The sequence below is a fragment of the Modicisalibacter sp. genome, from assembly GCF_055145905.1.
Map to the genome: position 1 here is coordinate 65881 of NZ_JBSREH010000049.1, position 19383 is coordinate 85263.

Annotated in this window: 14 protein-coding genes; 7 read left to right on the plus strand and 7 right to left on the minus strand. The window is 68.4% G+C overall.

Annotation, left to right across the window (positions count from 1 at the left end):
* Positions 1 to 9: 9 nt before the first annotated feature.
* The 3 genes from ACTCB7_RS14790 to gap all read right to left on the minus strand — a co-directional run bounded on the left by ACTCB7_RS14790 (position 10) and on the right by gap (position 3520).
* A complete protein-coding gene (locus ACTCB7_RS14790) occupies positions 10 to 1701 on the minus strand; it encodes a sensor domain-containing diguanylate cyclase (protein WP_463007280.1) in 1692 nt (563 codons plus the stop codon).
* A 63-nt stretch (positions 1702 to 1764) separates the two neighbouring features.
* The gene (locus ACTCB7_RS14795; RefSeq protein ID WP_463007281.1) at positions 1765 to 2118 is read right to left on the minus strand and encodes a hypothetical protein; all 354 of its coding nucleotides are present in this window, start codon (positions 2116 to 2118) and stop codon (positions 1765 to 1767) included.
* Between the two features lie 397 nt (positions 2119 to 2515).
* Positions 2516 to 3520, minus strand: a complete 1005-nt coding sequence (gene gap, locus ACTCB7_RS14800; protein ID WP_463007282.1) for a type I glyceraldehyde-3-phosphate dehydrogenase — start codon at positions 3518 to 3520, stop codon at positions 2516 to 2518.
* A 197-nt stretch (positions 3521 to 3717) separates the two neighbouring features.
* Here gap and edd point away from each other — a divergent pair, with 197 nt between their 5' ends.
* From edd to ACTCB7_RS14830, 6 genes are all read left to right on the plus strand, one after another.
* Positions 3718 to 5571 carry a phosphogluconate dehydratase gene (gene edd / locus ACTCB7_RS14805; RefSeq protein WP_463007283.1) on the plus strand — a complete coding sequence of 618 codons (1854 nt, stop codon included), beginning with the start codon at positions 3718 to 3720 and terminating at the stop codon, positions 5569 to 5571.
* Positions 5568 to 6536 carry a glucokinase gene (gene glk, locus ACTCB7_RS14810; protein WP_463007284.1) on the plus strand — a complete coding sequence of 323 codons (969 nt, stop codon included), beginning with the start codon at positions 5568 to 5570 and terminating at the stop codon, positions 6534 to 6536. The genes edd and glk overlap by 4 nt, the downstream gene beginning before the upstream one ends.
* Positions 6533 to 7459, plus strand: coding sequence for a D-hexose-6-phosphate mutarotase (locus ACTCB7_RS14815; RefSeq protein ID WP_463007285.1), 927 nt, complete (start codon positions 6533 to 6535; stop codon positions 7457 to 7459). The genes glk and ACTCB7_RS14815 overlap by 4 nt, the downstream gene beginning before the upstream one ends.
* A complete protein-coding gene (locus ACTCB7_RS14820; protein WP_463007286.1) occupies positions 7456 to 8331 on the plus strand; it encodes an aldo/keto reductase in 876 nt (291 codons plus the stop codon). The genes ACTCB7_RS14815 and ACTCB7_RS14820 overlap by 4 nt, the downstream gene beginning before the upstream one ends.
* Positions 8332 to 8497: 166 nt before the next feature.
* Positions 8498 to 10165 carry a glucose-6-phosphate isomerase gene (gene pgi / locus ACTCB7_RS14825; RefSeq protein ID WP_463007287.1) on the plus strand — a complete coding sequence of 556 codons (1668 nt, stop codon included), beginning with the start codon at positions 8498 to 8500 and terminating at the stop codon, positions 10163 to 10165.
* Complete coding sequence (locus ACTCB7_RS14830; protein ID WP_463007288.1) at positions 10162 to 11145, plus strand: carbohydrate kinase family protein; 984 nt, start codon at positions 10162 to 10164, stop codon at positions 11143 to 11145. The genes pgi and ACTCB7_RS14830 overlap by 4 nt, the downstream gene beginning before the upstream one ends.
* An 8-nt stretch (positions 11146 to 11153) precedes the next feature.
* Here ACTCB7_RS14830 and ACTCB7_RS14835 read toward each other — a convergent pair whose 3' ends face one another.
* The 4 genes from ACTCB7_RS14835 to ACTCB7_RS14850 all read right to left on the minus strand — a co-directional run bounded on the left by ACTCB7_RS14835 (position 11154) and on the right by ACTCB7_RS14850 (position 17598).
* Complete coding sequence (locus ACTCB7_RS14835) at positions 11154 to 11822, minus strand: alpha/beta hydrolase (RefSeq protein ID WP_463007289.1); 669 nt, start codon at positions 11820 to 11822, stop codon at positions 11154 to 11156.
* Between the two features lie 83 nt (positions 11823 to 11905).
* Positions 11906 to 13675 (minus strand): SLC13 family permease, encoded by a 1770-nt coding sequence (locus ACTCB7_RS14840; RefSeq protein ID WP_463007290.1) that lies wholly within the window; start codon positions 13673 to 13675, stop codon positions 11906 to 11908.
* 241 nt (positions 13676 to 13916) lie between these two features.
* A complete protein-coding gene (gene mdoH, locus ACTCB7_RS14845; RefSeq protein WP_463007291.1) occupies positions 13917 to 15968 on the minus strand; it encodes a glucans biosynthesis glucosyltransferase MdoH in 2052 nt (683 codons plus the stop codon).
* Positions 15958 to 17598, minus strand: coding sequence for an OpgD/OpgG family glucan biosynthesis protein (locus tag ACTCB7_RS14850; protein WP_463007292.1), 1641 nt, complete (start codon positions 17596 to 17598; stop codon positions 15958 to 15960). The genes mdoH and ACTCB7_RS14850 overlap by 11 nt, the downstream gene beginning before the upstream one ends.
* A gap of 159 nt (positions 17599 to 17757) precedes the next feature.
* On the opposite strand from ACTCB7_RS14850, the gene ACTCB7_RS14855 reads away from it, so the two are divergent.
* Complete coding sequence (locus ACTCB7_RS14855; protein ID WP_463007293.1) at positions 17758 to 19332, plus strand: alkaline phosphatase family protein; 1575 nt, start codon at positions 17758 to 17760, stop codon at positions 19330 to 19332.
* Positions 19333 to 19383: the final 51 nt, after the last annotated feature.

The window sequence follows — 19383 nt, forward strand, 5'->3', positions numbered from 1 at the left end:
CATGTTCGGCTATCGCCCCGGGGCCGGTTCGGCGAGGGCCTGGTGGACCCGGTTGCGGCCATGACGCTTGGCGGCATAGAGCCCCATGTCGGCCCGGTGCATGAGTGCCTCGGCCGTCTCGTGGTCACGCCGCTCGGCGACGCCGAAGCTGACCGTGAAATTGAGCCATTCGTTATGGAATTCGACCATGACATTCTCGAACTTGCGCCGCAGCCGCTCGGCCAGTACCACCGCCTCCTGCAGCGACTGCGCCGACAGCAACAGGGCAAACTCCTCGCCGCCGATACGGCCGAAGATGTCCTCGGCCCGCAAGGTACTGCGGCAGATGTCGCCCAGGCTGCTCAGCACCAGGTCGCCGGCGGCGTGCCCCCAGGTATCGTTGATGGTCTTGAAATGGTCGATGTCGAAGATCACCAGCGACAGCCGGGTCGCCAGGACGTCGGCCTGCTCGAGAGCCGAGTTCAAGCAGCCCAGGAAGGCACCGCGATTGAGCGCCCCGGTCAGGCTGTCGGTGGTCGAGAGCTCATGGAGCTTGCGCTCGTGGCGCTTGCGGTCGGTGATGTCGCGGGCCACCGCGAGTATCCATTCATAGCGCCCGTTGAGGGGGCTGATGTAGGGGGAGCAGGCCGTCTCCAGCCAGATGTAGTGGCCCCTGGCATGCCGGGCACGCAATTCGATGCGCAGATTGCTGCCCAGCCGCGAGGTCTCGTGGATATACCGCTGGGTGCGCGGCGCATCGTCGGGCGGCAGCAGCTCGATCAGCGGGCGCTGCTGGATCGCCCGGGGCGCATAGCCCAGCAGGCGCTCGACCGAGGGCGAGGCGTAGCGGCAGAGCCCGTCGGCATCGATCAGCAGGATCAGGTCGCTGACGTTCTCGACGATGAAGCGATAGCGGCGCTCGTTCTCGGCCAGCGCCAGCTGCGCCTGCTTGCGCAGCGTGACATCCTCGCAGAAGCCGTGCCAGAGGGTGCTGCCATCCGCCTGGCGCTCGGGCGTGGCCTGCCCCTGGACCCAGAGCTGATAGCCATCGGGGTGACGATAGCGAAACTCGTGGCGCCAGACGCTCAGGCGCCGCGCGCTGCGGTTGATGCTGCGCCACAGCCCCTCGACGTCTTCCGGATGTACCCGCTCCAGCGCCGCCGTCGCCTCCTGCAGGACGGCTTCCGGCGGCAGCCCGAACAGGCGCCGGATACCGGCGCTGACGAAGGGAAAGTCGAGCCGGCCGTCGGGGGTCAGCCGACACTGGTAGAGGGTGCCGGGGAGCTGCTCGCTGAGCTTCTCGAAACGCTCGAGCAGCGCCTGGCGCTCGGTGACATCGACCAGCGACCCCACCAGCTCCACGACCCGGCCGTCCGTGTCGCGATGCAGGACGAGATCATCCTGCAGGTGATGGCGGGAACCGTCGAGATGCGTCAGGGCATAGTGCAGGGTCAGCCGGGAATCGCCGTTGCGGCGGGCCTCGGCCAGGCGTGTCAGCAGCCGCCGGCGGCATTGGGAATCGAGGCATTCCAGCCATCGCCCGGGCTGCTCGCGCAGCGCGTCACGCTCGATGCCGCACAGCGTCGCGACATTCATGCCCAGGTAATGAACCTCCCCCTGCCACCAGTCCACGCTCGTTGCGTAGACCACGGCGGGAGATGCACACAACATGGCATCCATGAAGCGCGGCAGAAACTGCAATGACGTCGCCGGCATGCTCATCGTGCCCCCCTTGCCCTTCCGTTCCCTGGCCCGCCGCCTCGATACACGCCCTTGAAGACGGTATCAGTCGCCGCCGCGATCTCCGGATGCACGGCGCCGGGGCACGCCGCCTGCGGCCTCTTCGGGCCCGATCGACGGCTTCGCGGTCTTTTTCTCGTTGTCGGGACTGACGCCACTGCCTAAGCTGCGCGCCCGGCCGCCTTTCAGGGGCGCGGCCGGCGTCCCGGCGACCGGCGTCCCGGCCCCCGTGCACCCGGCGGCCAGTGCAGCCAGTTCGCGATGGCTCATGACCACCCGCTCGGCTCCCGCGCCTTCGACCCAGAGAATCCACAATGCCGGTGCCTCGCGGGTCTGATCCACGCCGACCACGCGCCCCTCGCGCTGTCGTTCGGGATCTCGCAGGGTCGCACCGATCAAGAGATGAGCCTGAGCAACACAGTCACGCATGATGGCGGTTCGCACAGTCGTCAGGGCCGGCGGCATCACGATTCTGCGCGTGACGCCGCCGCGGCCCGATGAATGAATGGAGTTGTCGTCCCAGTGTATCAGCTAATCCTGCAGTCGGGGCGCAATGCAAGTCCAGCCTAGCAGGCCGGGCGACGGAACGCGTCGGCAATCCGGCCGACCATGACGCAGGACAAGGAACCCGGGCGCGGTGGGGAAACGAAAAAAGGGTGCCTCCAGGGCACCCCAAGCACTCGCTAGCTCAGTTCTTCGAATCAGGGCGGCGGCGCGACGGCAAACCGTTCGTGCGGAGCCGTGAGTGCGCGAAACCGTGCGACCGCCACGCCGCCACACCGGGTGGGATACGTCGTCAGGCTGCAGCGGCCTGCATGGCCAGCGCCGTATCCAGCATGCGGTTGGAGAAGCCCCACTCGTTGTCGTACCAGGCCATGATCTTGACCAGGCGGCCGTTGACGCGGGTGTGGTTGGCGTCGAAGGTGGAAGAGTGGGCGTCGTGGTTGAAGTCGATCGACACCAGCGGCTGGGCATTGACCGCCAGCACCGGCGAGTCGGCGGCGGCCTTCTCGACGATGGCGTTGATCTCCTCCTTGGTGGTCTCGCGCCCGGCCGTGAAGGTCAGGTCGACCAGCGAGACGTTGATCACCGGCACCCGCACCGCCAGGCCGTCGAGCTTGCCGTCGAGCTCCGGCAGCACCAGACCCACCGCGGCGGCCGCGCCGGTCTTGGTGGGAATCATCGACTGCGTGGCGCTGCGCGCCCGATACGGATCCTTGTGATAGACGTCGGACAGATTCTGGTCGTTGGTGTAGGCGTGCACGGTGGTCATCAGGCCGTTGTCGATGCCCACGCTGTCGTTGAGCGCCTTGGCCACTGGCGCCAGGCAGTTGGTGGTGCAGGACGCATTGGAAACGACACGATGATCGGCGCTCAGCACGTCATCATTGACGCCATAGACGATGGTAGCATCGGCATCCGGGCTGGGTGCCGAGATCAGCACGCGCCGGGCACCGGCTTCGAGATGCTTGCCGGCATCGGCCTTCTTGACGAACAACCCGGTGCACTCCATGACCAGGTCGATGTCGAGCGAGCTCCACGGCAGTTGCGCCGGATCGCGCTGGGCGAGGATGCGAATCCGGTCGTCGCCGACGGTCAGCGATTCCTCGTCGTGCCCGACCTCCGGCGCAAAGCGCCCGTGAACGCTGTCATGCTTGAGCAGATGCGCATTGAGCGCCGGATCGCCGAGGTCGTTGATGGCGACCACCTGCACACGATCCCGATAGCCGTTTTCGTAGAGCGCTCGCAGCACGTTGCGACCGATGCGTCCGAAACCGTTGATGGCGACACGCAGTGTCATGGTGGCCTCCTTCGATGCGACTGGCGTGAACCCGGTACATGGCCGCCGTCCGATCCGCGGGTGACGGCCGGGAGGCAACCACGATGAAATAATCCTACGCTTTGCCCACAATTTGGCCCAAAGGATGACGACGTTCAAGTAATTTTTTTGGTAAGTTTACACACATCCTCACCCAAGACCGCCGACAAGAGGTTGCCATGGCTGTTCACGACACCGTCTCCCGCGTGACCCGGCGCATCCGCGAGCGCTCCGCGCAGCGGCGCGCCGACTACGAGCGCCACATGCAGGCACAGCATCACCACGGCGTGCACCGCGGCGAGCTCTCCTGCGGAAACCTGGCCCACGGCTTCGCCGCCTGCGGCCCTCAGGACAAGAATCAGCTCAAGCTGATGAACAGTGCCAACCTGGGGATCGTTTCGTCATATAACGACATGCTCTCGGCGCACCAGCCGCTGGCCCCCTTCCCCGACATGATCAAGGATGCGGCGCGGCAGATGGGCTCCACGGCCCAGTTCGCCGGCGGCGTGCCGGCCATGTGCGACGGCGTGACCCAGGGGCAGCCGGGCATGGAGCTGTCACTGTTCTCCCGCGACGTGATCGCCATGGCCACCGCCGTGGCGCTGTCGCACAACATGTTCGACGCGGCACTCTACCTGGGCATCTGCGACAAGATCGTGCCGGGGCTGTTCATCGGCGCGGCGCGCTTCGGCCACCTGCCGGCGATCTTCGTGCCCGGCGGCCCCATGACCAGCGGTTTGCCGAACAAGGAAAAGGCCCGCGTCCGCCAGCGCTACGCGGAAGGCAAGGCGGGGCGCGACGAGTTGCTCGAGGCCGAGTCGGCGTCCTACCACAGCCCGGGCACCTGCACCTTCTACGGCACCGCCAACTCCAACCAGCTGATGATGGAGATGATGGGCCTGCACCTGCCGGGCGCCTCCTTCGTCAACCCCGGCACGCCGCTGCGCGAGGCGCTGACCCGCTACGCCGCCGAGCAGTCGGTGCGCAACAGCGAGCCGGGCGGTAACTACCGGCCGTTCTGGCAGCAGATCGACGAGAAGGCGATCGTCAACGCCATGGTCGGCCTGCTGGCCTCGGGCGGCTCCACCAACCACACCCTGCACCTGGTCGCCATGGCCGGCGCTGCCGGGCTGACCCTGACCTGGGACGACTTCGCCGAACTCTCCGCGGTCACCCCCAGTCTGACCCGCATCTATCCCAATGGTCAGGCCGACGTGAACCATTTCCAGGCCGCCGGTGGCATGAGCTTCCTGATCCGCGAGCTGCTCGACGCCGGCCTGCTGCACCGCGATGTGCCCTGCGTGTTCGGCGGCGACCTGTCCGACTACACCAAGGAGCCATTCCTCGAGGACGGCAAGCTGGTGTGGCGCGAAGGCCCCACCGAAAGCCACGACCTCGACGTGCTACGGCCGGTCGCCGAGCCGTTCTCGCCCACCGGCGGGCTTGCCGTGCTCGACGGCAACCTGGGGCGCGGCGTGATCAAGATCTCCGCGGTCAAGCCCGAGCTGCGCCGCGTCGAGGCGCCGGCACGCATCTTCAGCGACCAGCGCCAGCTGAAGGCGGCCTTCGAGGCCGGCGAGCTCGACCGCGACGTGGTCGTGGTAGTGCGCTTCCAGGGCCCGCGCGCCAACGGCATGCCCGAGCTGCACCAGCTCACGCCCTTCCTGGGTGTGCTCCAGGACCGCGGCTATCGGGTCGCGCTGGTCACCGACGGGCGCATGTCGGGGGCATCGGGCAAGGTGCCCGCGGCGATCCACGTCACCCCGGAAGCCTACGACGGCGGCCCGCTGGCTCGTCTGCGCGACGGCGACGTGATCCGCCTCGACCCCGAGAACGGCGAGCTGCGCGCCCTGGTCGACGAGACCGAGTGGCAGGCCCGCGAACTGGCCACCACCGACATCGAGGAGTATCGCTACGGCATGGGTCGTGAGCTGTTCGCCGGCTTCCGCAGCCTGGTCGGTGGTGCCGAGGACGGCGCGGCGACCTTCGGCGGCTTCGAGGCCCGCGACGTCGACGAGGGCTCGCAGGCATGACGCGCCCGGCACTGATCGGCGATATCGGCGGCACCAACGCCCGCTTCGCGCTGGTGACGCCGGACACCTTCACGCCCTACGCGATCCGCACCCTGGCCTGCGCGGACTACCCGACGCTGGAGGCGGCGATCCGCGCCTATCTGGCGCAGGCCGAGGCCACGGGCGAGAGTGCCCCGCGAGAAGCCTGCCTGGCCTTCGCCTGCCCGGTGCATGACGACGAGGTGCGCATGACCAACAACGCCTGGCGCTTCTCCAAGCGTCAGGTCAAGGCGGCGCTCGGCCTCGAGCTGTTCAAGGTGATCAACGACTTCACCGCCCAGGCGCTGGGCGTGCCCCACGTCGCCGACGAGGAGCGGGTGGCCATCGGCGAGGGCCGCAGCGAGCCCCACCGGGCCTGCCTGGTGATCGGCCCGGGCACCGGACTGGGCGTGGCCGGACTGTTTCCCGGACGCCACGGCTGGATCCCCCTGCCCACCGAGGGCGGCCACGTCACCTTCGCGCCCACTGACGACGAGGAGCAGGCCCTGCTCGACTACTTCCGCGCCCGTTACGGGCGCGTCTCGGTGGAGCGCGTGCTGTGCGGCCAGGGGCTGCTGGATCTCTACCACGCCCACGCCCTGCTGGCCGGCCGCGAGGCCGCCCTGCCCTCGCCGGCGGCCGTCACCGAGGCCGCCGGCCGGGGCGACGAGCTGGCCGGACGCACGGTGCGCCGTTTCCTGAAGATTCTCGGCGATGTGTGCGGCGACGCCGCCCTGACGCTGGGCGCTCTCGGCGGGGTCTACCTGTGCGGCGGCATCGTGCCGCGCCTGCTCGACTACGTGGCGGACAGCGACTTTCGCCGCGCCTTCGCCGACAAGGGCCGCATGAGCGCTTACAATGCCAACATTCCGGTGTGGGTGGTCACGGCGCCCTGGACGGGGCTGCTGGGCGCCTGCGAGGCATTGCACAACGAGGAGGTCGAATGATTCCCGCTTCTCTGCGCGAACAGCTCGAAGCGACGCGGGGCCAGCGCCACGCCGTCTGGGCCGGACGCGACATCTGGCTGGCCAACGAAGCCTGGGGCGAGCTGATCGTCAGTCTGCAGGGCGCCCAGGTGCTTCACTATTTACCGGCCCCCGAAACCGGGCCAGCCGCAGGCGCTCGCCCGGCGCCCACGACCGATGACGGCTGGCTGTGGGTCACGCCCACGCCCCAGCCGTTGCCCGGCGCCATCCGTGGCGGCATTCCGCTGTGCTGGCCGTGGTTCGCCGACGAGCGCTTCGCCGACGAGTCTCCGGAGCGCAACGGCCCGCTGCACGGCCCGGCGCGCAAGGCCGAGTGGCGGCTGGAGGCCGTCGACGAGCATGAGGAAGGCGTCGAGCTTCACCTGTCGCCGACCGAGCGCCTGCACGGCCAGCTCGTGCCGCGGGCGGTCATCCAGGCCAACGCCCGTCGTCTGCACGTGGAGCTGGTGACCGAGCACACCGGCGAGACCCCGGTGAAGCTCACCGGAGCCCTGCACACCTACTTCAGCGTCGCCGACGTTCACGCCTGCCGCGTCGAGGGGTTGGCCGGGGCGCGCTATCTCGACAAGCTCGACGGCTTCGCCGAGCGGGTCCAGCAGGGCGAGCTGGGCGTGCGCGGCGCCCTCGACCGCATCTATGCCTCCAACCAGCCCCCGGTGCTCGACGACGGCCGGCGGCGGCTGCGCATCGCCAAGCAGGGCAGCGACTCCACGGTGGTCTGGCATCCGGACACCGCCCTGCCCGACGACACCCCGGCCGAGGCCGGCCGGCACTTCCTGTGTGTCGAGACCGCCTGCACCCGGATCGACCCGGTATGGCTGGTGCCCGGCGCCCAGCACGTGCTGGGCACGACCCTCAGCCGTGACGAGGACCGCCCTTCATGAGTGATGCCCCGGAGTTCGACGTTCCCTTCCTGCTGGGCATGATGCGCCTGCACGAGGCACACACCCTGGACACGCCCGCACGCCTGGCCGACTGGATCGAGGCGCGTCTCGACGAGGGTCTGCACTGGTTCGACCACGCCGATATCTACGGCGGCCGTGAGGGCGAGCGCCGCTTCGGCGAGGCCCTGAGCACGCGCCCCGCACTCGCCGCCCGGGTACGGGTGGTGACCAAGGCCGACATCGTGCTGCCCGAACTGGATACCTCGCCCCACGGCGTCAAGCATTACGACACCTCGCCCGACTACGTGACGACGGCCGTCGATGCCTCGCTGACGCGGCTGGGTGTCGAGCGGCTGGATCACTTCCTGATCCACCGCCCCGACCCGCTGATGGACGCCGAGGCCACGGCCGAGGCGCTGGACGGCCTCGTCGACAGCGGCAAGGTCGGCGCCATCGGTGTCTCCAACTTCCTGCCCGAGCAGTGGCGACGCCTGCAGCGCCACATGCGCCATCCGTTGACCGCTCACCAGCTGGAACTGTCGCTGGCGCACGCCGAGCCGCTGTTCGACGGCCTCTACGATGCCGTGCTGAACGACGGCCAACGCCCCATGGCCTGGTCGCCGCTGGGCGGCGGCACGGTGTTCGAGGATATACTGGGCGGCTCACTGGACCGCCTCGCCCGGGAACTCGGCGCCTCCCGGGGCGGCATCGCCCTGGCCTGGCTGCGGTGCATTCCCGGCCGTCCGGTGCCGGTCATCGGCACCCTGCGTGAATCGCGCATCCGCGAGCTGCTGCGCGACGGCGAGGTGGCACTCGACCGGGCGACCTGGTTTGCGCTGCTCGAGGAGTCCCGGGGGCATCGCGTGGCCTGACGGCGGGCGGCCCTCGGCCGCCCCCGTGACAAGCCCCGCAGGCTCTGCGAAGATCAGGTGACACGATTCACTCAATCGCGGCGTCGCCCCGACGCCGGCGCCTGCACCATTGCCCCGGGCCGCTCGCCGTGATCCCCGACACAACAAGAGAAGAGGACACGCCCTTATGTTCCAACTGACCCGCAGCGTGACCTGGCGCGCCCTCCAGGCGCTTCACCGGGACACCGCCAACGACCGCATTCGCGACTACTTTGCCGCCGACCCGGCGCGCTTCGACAAGATGAGTCTGCGTGTCGGCGGATTGTTCCTCGACTACTCCAAGCACCACATCTCCGACGCCGTCCTCGCCAAGCTGCTCGAGCTGGCCGATCACTCGGCGCTGGTCCAGCGCCGGGCACAGATGTTCTCCGGCGACATCATCAACGTCACCGAGGACCGCCCGGTGCTGCACACCGCGTTGCGCAACTTGGGCGACGACCCGGTGATGGTCGACGGCCACGACGTGATGCCCGAGATCAAGCGTACCCGCGAGCAGATCCGCGCCTTCTCCGAGGCGGTGCGCGACGGCAGCTGGAAGGGCTACAACGGCCAGACGATCAAGGATGTGGTCAACATCGGCATCGGCGGCTCGGACCTGGGGCCCAACATGGCCTGCCGGGCCCTGCTCAAGTACCGCAACCAGGACCTCAACTTCCACTTCGTCTCCAACGTCGACGGCGCGCACATCCAGAAGGTGCTGCGCCGGCTCGACCCGGCGACCACGCTGTTCATCGTCTCCACCAAGACCTTTTCCACCCAGGAGACGCTACTCAACGCCAAGACCGCGCGCCGCTGGTTCCTCGACAATGCCGGCGAGGACGCCGACGTGGGCGCCCACTTCGTCGCCGCCTCCACCAACCGCAAGGCGGCGATGGAATTCGGCATCCGCGAGGAGAACGTCTTCGAGTTCTGGGCCTGGGTCGGCGGGCGCTATTCGATGTGGTCGTCGATCGGCCTGCCCATCGCCCTGTCGATCGGCTTCGAGGGCTTCATGGAGCTGCTCGAGGGCGCCTACGAGATGGACCGCCATTTCATCGAGGCCCCCAACGCTCGCAACATGCCGGTGCTGATGGCGCTGATCGGCATCTGGTACATCAACTTCCACGGCGCCGAAACCCAGGCCATCGTGCCCTACGATCAGGCCCTGCATCAGCTGCCGGCGTTCCTCCAGCAGCTCGACATGGAGTCCAACGGCAAGTCGGTGGACATCTTCGGCCACCCGGTCGACTACAAGACCGGACCGATCGTCTGGGGCCAGACCGGCTCCAACGGCCAGCACGCCTTCTTCCAGCTCCTCCACCAGGGCACTCGCTACGTGCCGATCGACTTCATCGCCTCGCTCAAGCCCGACGACGGCATGGAGGAGCATCACTTCGCCCTGCTCACCAACATGCTCGCCCAGGCCAACGCCTTCATGGAGGGCAGCCAGCAGGGCAGCCAGCTCGACCCCTACAGCTGCCCGGGCAACCGCCCGTCAAGCTCTCTGCTGCTCGATGAGCTGACCCCGCGCAACCTCGGCGCGCTGATTGCACTCTACGAGCACAAGGTGTTCGTCCAGGGGGTAATCTGGAACATCAATTCCTTCGACCAGTGGGGGGTGCAGCTCGGCAAGCGCATCGCCGGCGAGATCAGCGAGCGCATCGACGAGCGGGTTCAGGACTTCGACGCCTCGACCCAGGGCCTGCTGGCCCTGGTGCGTCAGCATTTCCCCGCCCATCAGGGCCGGGATGCGGGGCCGAACGAGGCGCCTGACAAGGCCAAGGCCAAATCCACCAGCCGGAGCAAGCGCTCATGATCCCCGTCATCGCCTTCGGCGAGGCGCTCGTCGATATGCTCTCCAGCCGCCTCGGCGACGATGTCACCGACGGCCCGGAGACCTTCACTCCCTACGCCGGCGGCGCCCCGGCCAACGTCGCCGTGGCCTGCACGCGACTCGGGGTACCCAGCCGCTTCCTGGGCATGGTCGGCGACGACCGCTTCGGCCGCTTCCTGACCGCCGAGATGGCCAGCCACGGCGTCGACACCTCGGGCGTGGTGACGACCAGGGAGGCCCGCACCGCGCTGGCCTTCGTCTCCCGCGACGCCGACGGCGAGCGGACCTTCGACTTCTACCGGCCGCCCGCCGCGGACCTGCTCTATCGCCTCGAGCATCTGCCGACTGGGGTGTTCGCCGAGCCGGCGATCGTCCATCTGTGCAGCAACAGCCTCACCGAGGAAGCGATCGCCGAGACCACTCTGGCGCTGGCCGACATCGCCCGGCGCTCGGGCAGCCTGGTCAGCGTCGACGCCAACCTGCGCCACAACCTGTGGCCCGAAGGGCAAATCGACATCGGCCGCGTCACCGCCCTGCTCGATCGCGCCGACCTGCTCAAGCTCTCTGCCGAGGAAGTCGAGGCACTGCGCGGCGGCCATTCGGTGGAGGCCTGGCTCAACCAGCGCTTCGCCGCCGGCGTGAAGCTGATCGTGATCACCGACGGCGGCGCGGACGTGGCGGTTCATCGACTCAACCAGCGCCTCGCGATCGCCCCGCCGGCGGTCAGGGCCGTCGACACCACTGCCGGCGGCGACGCCTTCATCGGCGGGCTGCTCGCCCAGCTGGCCGAGGCCGAGGTTACGGCCGAGACCTTCGCCGAGTGGTGCGACGACACCGCACGCCTCGAGCGGGCCGTGGACGTGGCCTGTCGCTGCGGCGCGCACGCCGTGACGCGCCCCGGCGCCTACGCGGCGCTACCGTCGAAGGCGGATCTCGAGCGGCTCCGGGGCGAGGCGGAGTAGGCGACCTCTTACTCGGCGGCCAGCCGCCGCGTCAGCCAGTCACCGATGTCGGTGATCTGCTCGGGGCACAGGGCGTGGGCCATGGGGTAGGTGCGATAGTGCGCCGGCAGTCCCAGTTCGCGGACGCGGTCGTAACCGGCGCGCCCCAGCGCCTCGGGCACGATCGGGTCGAAGGTGCCGTGATGCACCTCGACCTCGAGGGTCTGGTTGGCGTCGGCGACACCGAGCGTGTCGCCGGTGGCGAAGTAGGTGGACATCGCCAGCAGCCCCGCCAGCGGCTGCGCATAGGTCAGCGCCGCCTCGTAGGCCACCGCCCCGCCCTGCGAGAAACCGGCAACGATGATACGCCGGCTGTCGATCCCCGCATCGCGCTGGGCGTCGATCAGCGCATGCACGGTCTGCGCCGAGGCCTTGAGCTGCTCAACGTCGACCTTGCGTGACAGATCCATCTCGAGGATGTCGTACCAGGCCGGCATGCGCATGCCGCCGTTGACGGTCACCGGACGGCTCGGCGCGTGCGGCAGCACCACCCGCAGGGCCAGCTCCCGCGGCAGGCCGAGCGCCGGCACCAGCGGTTCGAAGTCGCTGCCGTCGGCCCCCAGGCCGTGCAGTAGAATCAGTGCGGCATCCGCCGCCTGCCCGTTACGGGGTTCGATCACCAGTGGCTCGCGTGCCATGCCCTTCTCCTCGGCGCCATGTCGGTTCAACAAGAGTCGGTTCAACAGAAGCGCCAGCCTATCACGGCGCCCGCCTCCGCGCCCTAGAACGGCCAGACCCGCGGGATCAGCAGCAGTGATGTGACCGCCACCAGCACGCTCAGCGGCCCGCCGACGCGCAGGAAGTCGCCGAAGCGATAGCCGCCCGGACCGTGAACCATCAGGTTGGTCTGGTAGCCGAGCGGGGTCAGAAAGCTCGCCGAGGCAGCGAACATCACCGTGACGGCAAACGGCATGACGCTCACTCCCAGGCTCTCGGCGCTGGCGGTGACGATGGGGAAGGCAATCACCGCCGCAGCGTTGTTGGTCACTACCTCGGTGAGCAGCGCCACCAGCACATAGGTGCCGATCAGCAATAGATAGGGATTGCCACCGGCAAGCGTCATCGCCTGCTGGGCCACGACCGCCGCCGCGCCGGAGCTCTCCAGCGCCGCGCCCAGGCCGAAGGAGGCGCCGATGGTCAGCAGCACCTGGGTATCCATGCCGCGCTTGGCCGCACTCACCGAACAGCAGCCGCTGAGCAGGCTGGCCAAGGCCCCCAGCATCGCCGCATTGAGCATGCTCAGCACACCGAAGCTGGCCAGCGCCACCACGCCCGCCAGGATCGTCCAGGCCAGCCAGGCTTTCTCGTGTACCGGCCGCGCCTGGCCGTTGAGCGAACTGACAAGCAGGAAGTCCCGCGACTGGCGATGGCGCTCGATGAACGGGGGCCGCGCCTCGAGCAGCAGCACATCGGCCGGCTGCAGGCGCACCTGACCCAGGTTGCCGTCGACACGCTCGCCATTGCGGCACACCGCCAGCACGGCGGCCCCATAGAGGGTGCGAAAGTGCCCCTCGCGGATGCAGCGGCCGATGAACTGGCACTGGTCGGACACCACTGCCTCGACCAGCCGCCGTTCGCGAAAATCCTTCTTCAGGCTCGACTCGCCGAAACTCGACGGGCGCAGGCCGCGGAACTGCTGCAGTTCGATGGCCGCCTCACGGGTACCGGCGAACACCAGCTTGTCGCCGGCCTTGAGCGTTTCGCCGGGGCCGACGACGCTGACCACGTTGCCGTCACGCTCGATCTCGACCAGGAAAAGCCCACTCAAGTGGCGCAGGCCGGCTTCCTCGACGCTCTTCTCGACCAGCGGCCCGTCCGGGTCGACGGCCATCTCGATGGTGAACTCGCGGGGATTCTCGAAGACCTGGGTGGCGCTGCGCCGATCGGGCAGCAATCGACGCCCGACCAGCAGCAGGTAGGCCAGCCCCACCAGCGTCACCGGCACGCCGACCCAGGCGATGTCGAACAGCTGCAACGAGGCGTCGGGATAGCGTGTGGACAGCAGGCCGTTGACCACCAGGTTGGTACTGGTGCCCAGCAGCGAGCAGGTACCGCCGAGGATCGAGGCGAAGCTCAGCGGCATCAAGAAGCGATGGGCCTTCAGGCTGCGCCGCCGGCTCCAGCTCAGCACTGCCGGGATATAGGTGGCCACCACTGGGGTGTTGTTGAGGAAAGCGCTCATCGCCGACACCGGAATCAACAGCCTGGCCAGCGCCCCGCTCTCGTCGCGCGGGCGGCCCAGCACGTAGCGGATGATCAGGTCCATGCCGCCAGTCTCGCGGATGCTGGCCACCAGCACGTACATGAACGCCACGGTGAACAGGCCGTCGTTGGAGAAGCCGGACAGCGCCTGCTGCGGGCTGATCACGCCCAAGGTCAGCAGGGCGATGACGCCGCCGAGCAGGATCATGTCGGCGCCGATCCGCGTCGTGCCCATCAGCAGGAACACGAGGGAGACGGTCGCGAGCGAGATCCAGGCATCGGGAGACATGGCGGTCCTGCGGCTGAAGGGAATCACACCGCATTCTGACCGCCATGCTTTATATCATGAAGTTATTTGTGGAAATTTGGCTAGACTCTAATCGCCTAAGGAAGCGCTGAATAAATTGGCGAGCGACGTAAAGCACGAGGCGTACGGAGCACAGGAACCGGAGCCTATGAGTTATAGGTGAGGATTCCGAGCACCGCACAACGAAGTGATTTGCCCGCGCAGCCATTTATCCAGTGTTTCCCTAAGCGCTCTCCGTGGAGGGCGGCTTCGCCCCGCCCAGCCCCCAGGGGGCCGCCAGCGATTGAATGGGCATGCTGCGCCGCCGCTCGAAACCGGGCAGAAGCTGTTCCGCGGCGACATCGCGCTGTGTCATGGGCTGCGTTTCGCGCTCGGCGAGATCGCTGAGCACATCGGGCGTCATCACCTCGGCCGGGATGCACACCAGCTTGTGACGCGCCATCCACTCGCCCGCCCGGATGCTGCTGGTGTAGCGCAGCAGCGGTGCCGAGGCGACCATGCCCAGCAGTACCGGCGACAGCCACCAGAAGAACAGTGGGGCGTAGTAATAGCTGACCGCCCCCCAGAGCAGGCCCAGCAGGGTCATCGCCCCGGTGCGCCGCCAGGCCACGCTCCAGGGAATCAGCCGCCCGCCGCGTACCTGGGAACTCCACGACACGGTGCGCCCGAGCAACACGCTGACCACGAACCAGGCGTGAAAGGCCATCATCAGCGGCGCGATGAGAATCGAGAACACCACCTCCAGCAGAGCGCTCAGCGTCAGGCGCACGGCACCGCCGAATTCCCGGCGACGCTGGGCCAGGGCCACGATCACGCCCAGCAGCTTGGGCAGCAGCAGCATCAGCACGGTGATCACCAGCAGTGAAGCGATCATCGCCACCTTGGACTCCGGCCACTCCGGAAACAGCTGATAGCCCTCGTTGAAGAAACGCACCTTGGCCACCGCACGAACCACCGCATCCACGGTACTCAACCCCAGCATGATCAGCCACAGCAGCGAGGCCATGTAGGCCAGCGCGCCGAGCAGGAAATGCAGGCGGTTGATGGGGTGCAGGCCGCGGGCGAACAGCAGGCGCAGGTGCTGCATGTTGCCCTGGCACCAGCGCCGGTCGCGCTTGGCATAGTCGACCATGTTGCCGGGCAGTTCCTCGTAGCTGTCCTCGACCCCGGCGTGCAGACGCACCTCCCAGCCGGCGCGGCGCAGCAGCGCCGCCTCGACGAAGTCGTGACTGAGGATCTCGCCACCCAGCGGGGCCTTGCCCGGCAGCGGCGGCAGCCCGCAGTGCTCGACGAAGGCCTCGATGCGGATGATGGCGTTGTGGCCCCAGTAGTTGGCGGTATCGCCCTGCCAGACGCTCTGCCCGGCCGCCAGCATGGGGCTGTAGAGCGTGGCGGCGAACTGCAGAAAGCGCCCGAACAGGGTGTTGGAGCGCGCCGGCAGCGGCACGGTCTGCAGCAGCCCGAGTCGGGGATTGGCCTGCATGGTCGCCGCCAGGCGCACCAGGGTCTCGCCACCCATCACGCTGTCGGCGTCGAGCACGATCATGCTCTCGTAGGCGTCGCCCCAGCGGCAGCAGAACTCCGCCAGGTTGCCGACCTTGCGGCCGATATTGCGCTCGCGGCGCCGGTAGTAGAGCTTGAGCCCGCCGGGCATGCGCTCGCTCAGCGCCGCCGCGGCGCGGCGTTCGGCATCGGCGATTTCCGAATCGGTGGTGTCACTGAGCAGAAAGACATCGAAGGCCTCGGCCTTGCCGGTCGCCGCCAACGACTGGCACGTCGCCTCGAGACCGGCGATCACCCGGGCGGTGTCCTCGTTGTAGACCGGCATCACCAGGGCGATGCGCCGATTGGGATCGAGAGTTTCCGACAGCGGCGCGGCCCGCTTGAGGGTCAGCGGGTCACGCCGGGTGATGACGACCAGAAAACCGGCGATCGCCGACCAGAACGACATCGTCAGCCAGGCGAACATGCACACGAACAGGGCCAGGATGGCCCCTTCCAGCACCGTCAGCCCGTTGGCGCGCAGGATGTCGAACATCATGTAGGCACCCTGCAGGCTGGTCAGGATCGCCAGCGTGAAGAACACCAGCCGCCGCAGGCCGAGCATCGGCATGCGCTGGGCCGGTGGCGTCGCGCTCCCGGCCGCCGGCGCTTCGGCCGTAGTCCCGGAGGCGGACGACGAGACGGCTTCAGGACGCTCCTGAAGCGCAACATCGGGGGACGTATCCGTGCCCTGGCTCACCCCCGGGGCACGAGGATCAGTTTCATAGGACATCGGGATTCCACAGGTAGCTCCAGGTTTCGGTCAACCGCTGACCACGCAGCGTCAGGGACAGCTGCATGTCGGCGGACGCGCCTTGCGGGTCCAGGGTGAACATGGCCCGCCAGGTGTCGCCGTCGGGCAGCGGCCGGACGCTGAGGTCGCTGACCTTGCCCTGGCTCACGTTCAGGTCGGCCTGCACCGGCTGCGAGGCGTCCAGCCCGGCCAGTTCGCCGCCGCGGAAGTCGACGATGAAGCGACGCAGGGTATGCGGCGGCGGCTCGGCCTGCCCCGGATCCGCCGCCCAGCCGTTGCGCATGCGGATCGCGCGCCCCAGCGTCTCGCCGGGCACGGTGGCGTCCCGGGTGGCGAGGCGGTAGCGATAATGGCGCGACTGACCGGCCTTGAAGGGCGTATCCGGCACCCAGTAGGAGACGATGTTGTCGTGGATGGTGCGCTCGGTGGGAATCTGGACCAGCTCGACGCCGCCCTCGCCCCAGTCGCCTTCGCGCGGCTCCACCCACAGGCTGGGGCGGCGCTGATAGGCGGCATCCAGATCCAGGTAGTGCTCGAAGTCACGATCCTGCTGCATCAGGCCGAAGCCACGAGGGTTGGTATCGCGCAACTGGGTGACGTTCAGCGACGGCGGATTGGACAGCGGCCGGCGAATCCACTGCCCGCTCGAGGTGTTCATGAGCAGGCCGTCGGAATCGTGTGCTTCGGGCCGGTAGTCGTCGAAGTCCTCCAGGCTGTTCTCGCCGTGCAGGAACATGCTGGTCAGCGGCGCGACACCGAGCTTGCCGACATCCTCGCGGGCGAACAGGCGGGCGTCGACGTCCACCACGGTCTGGCGGCCGGCATGCACGTCGAAGCGGTAGGCGCCGGTGACCGAGGGGCTGTCGAGCAGCGCCAGCAGCGTCATGGTCGAGGCGTTGGGTTCCGGACGGACCAGCCAGAAGGCCCGGAAGGCCGGATACTCCTCGCCGCCCTGGGTCGCGGTGTCCACCGCCAGCCCGCGGGCGGACAAACCGTAGCGCTGTCCGCGCCCGGCAAGCCGGAAGTAGGACGCCCCCAGGAAGACGGCGATCTCGTCCTTGTAGTCCGGCGTATTGACCGGGTAGTGCAGGCGGAAGCCGGCGAAACCCAGCTTGGCCGGGTCGATCTTTTCCACCTTCTCCTTCAGCGACGCCGACTCGCCGCGGTATTCGAACATGCCGGGGTCGAAGGCCAGATCCTCGATGCGTCCGCCCTTGAGGACATGCATCTCGACCGGGTTGTCGTAGAGAAAGCCGGGATGAAAGAACTGGACCTCGAACAGCCGGTCGTCCCGCCACAGGGCGTGCTCGGGCCGAAAGCGGATGTCGCTGTAGGTGTTGTGGTCAAGCTCCTTGAGAAAGGCGGGCAACGTCGATTGCGGCGCCTGATAGTCGCTGTCGGCGAGCTTGCGGGCACGTTCGACGACATGCTCGAACAGCGCCTGGGGTGTCCAGTCCTCGCGGGGGGGCTGGTTCGGCGACGAAAGCGGAACCTGCTCGGCAGCCCTGGCCGGCGCCGAATCCGTTCCGCCAGAGGGCGTTTCCTGGGCATTGGCCACCGGCAAGCCCGCACACGCGAGCCCCAGCGCCAGATATTGCCACACATTCATGGGCGTTCCTCATTCCCAAAATTGACAATGCGTCCCTTCCGTTCACTGCCCACAATATAGCGGTTTGGCACTCGCTGCGCGTTCGCGCAATGATGGAGCTCCCCGTACCGGAGCCGGTGGCGGACACCGGTGAGGAGTCGTCCCCTGTATCGAGGCCTGTTGATTCTTGTCGTCGTCGAAGGCTGGCTGATTGCCCTGAGCCGCCTGGCCCCCGCCATGACCGGCGGCGGCTGGCCGGCCCTCGAAGGGCTGTGGCTGATCCTGGCCCTGAGCCTCGTCGGCCCCGGCCTTCGCCGTTGCCTGGCCTGGCCGGCGGCCGGCGCGCTCGGGCTGGCGACGCTGCTGGTGCTGCTCGATGACCTGGCCCGACTGAGTCTGGGCCGCGCCTTCAACCCGTTGCTGGATGCCAGCCTGCTCGGCCCAGCCTACCATCTGATGGTCGATAATGTCGGCAAGTTCCTTGCGCCGCTGATTCTGGCCGCCGGTGCGGCGGCGATCATAACCCTTGTCTGGGGCGGCGCGCGACTGCTGGCCCGGCTCCCGGCCGTGCAGGGCCGGCGCCGGCGCGGCGCGCTCGTCGCCCTGCTCGTGCTGTCGTTGCCCGTGGCGGCGTCGGGTCACGCTGCCACCCCTCTGATGACCCTGGTCATGCGCCACTGGCAGCAGGGCGTGGAGACCCGCCAGGCCTGGGCCGCCTTCCGGCAGCAGCTCGCCGACGGCCACGCCCGCCCGGCCGCGGCGCTGCCGGGGCTGGCCGGGCGCGACGTGAGCCTGGCCTTCATCGAGTCCTACGGGGTCTCGGCCCTGTTCGACCCGCGCTATGCGCCCGTCATCGCTCCCCGGCTGGCGGCCATGCAGCGCCGCTTCGACGCCGCCGGCCTGCACGTCGCCACCTCGCGGCTGACCTCGCCGGTGCAGGGCGGCCAGTCCTGGCTGGCCCATGGCACGGTCATCAGCGGGCTGTGGCTGACCAGCCAGCGGCATTACGACCTATTGCTGACGCGCGACAGCCCGACCCTGATCGACGATTTCCGGCTGACCGGCCACAGGAGCGTGGCCATCATGCCGGCGATCACCGCGCCCTGGCCGGCCGGTCGCCGGCTGGGCTACGACATCCGCCTGGCCGCCCGGGACATTCCCTACCGGGGACCGGCGCTCAACTGGGTGACCATGCCCGACCAGTACACCTGGCGGTTCTTCGCGGACTACCGGCGCAGCCAGTCACGGCCGCTGTTCACCGAACTGGCGATGATCTCGAGCCATGCGCCCTGGACGCCGATTCTGCCGCTGCTGGATGACTGGGATGACCTGCAGGAGGGGCGGCGCTTCGACCGCTGGGCGACGGCCGGGCCGGCACCGGAAGTGCTGTGGCAGGACGCGGGGGACGTGCGTCGCCACTATATCCGCGCCATCGACTATGCCCTGGCCGCGATGGCCGGCTTCGCCGAGCGCTACCTGGGCGAGCACCAGCTGCTGATCGTGCTCGGCGATCACCAGCCGGCCCCGCTGATCACCGGCGACAAGGCCAGCCGCGACGTGCCGATCCACGTCATCAGCCGCGACGTCGCGCTGATCGCCCGCTTCGAGGCGGCGGGCTTCCGGCCCGGCCTGTGGCCGAGCGACGCGCCGGCGAGCCGGCGCCAGGATGCGCTGCGCGGCCTGCTGCACCGGCTGTTCGGCGCCCGCTCCCGGCAGGGCATCGCAGTTGGCTCTGACAAGGGGCTATCGAAGTGAGTTTACCAACGCCTGATCCGTCGACAGGTCCCGGAGCGCCGGACCGATGAG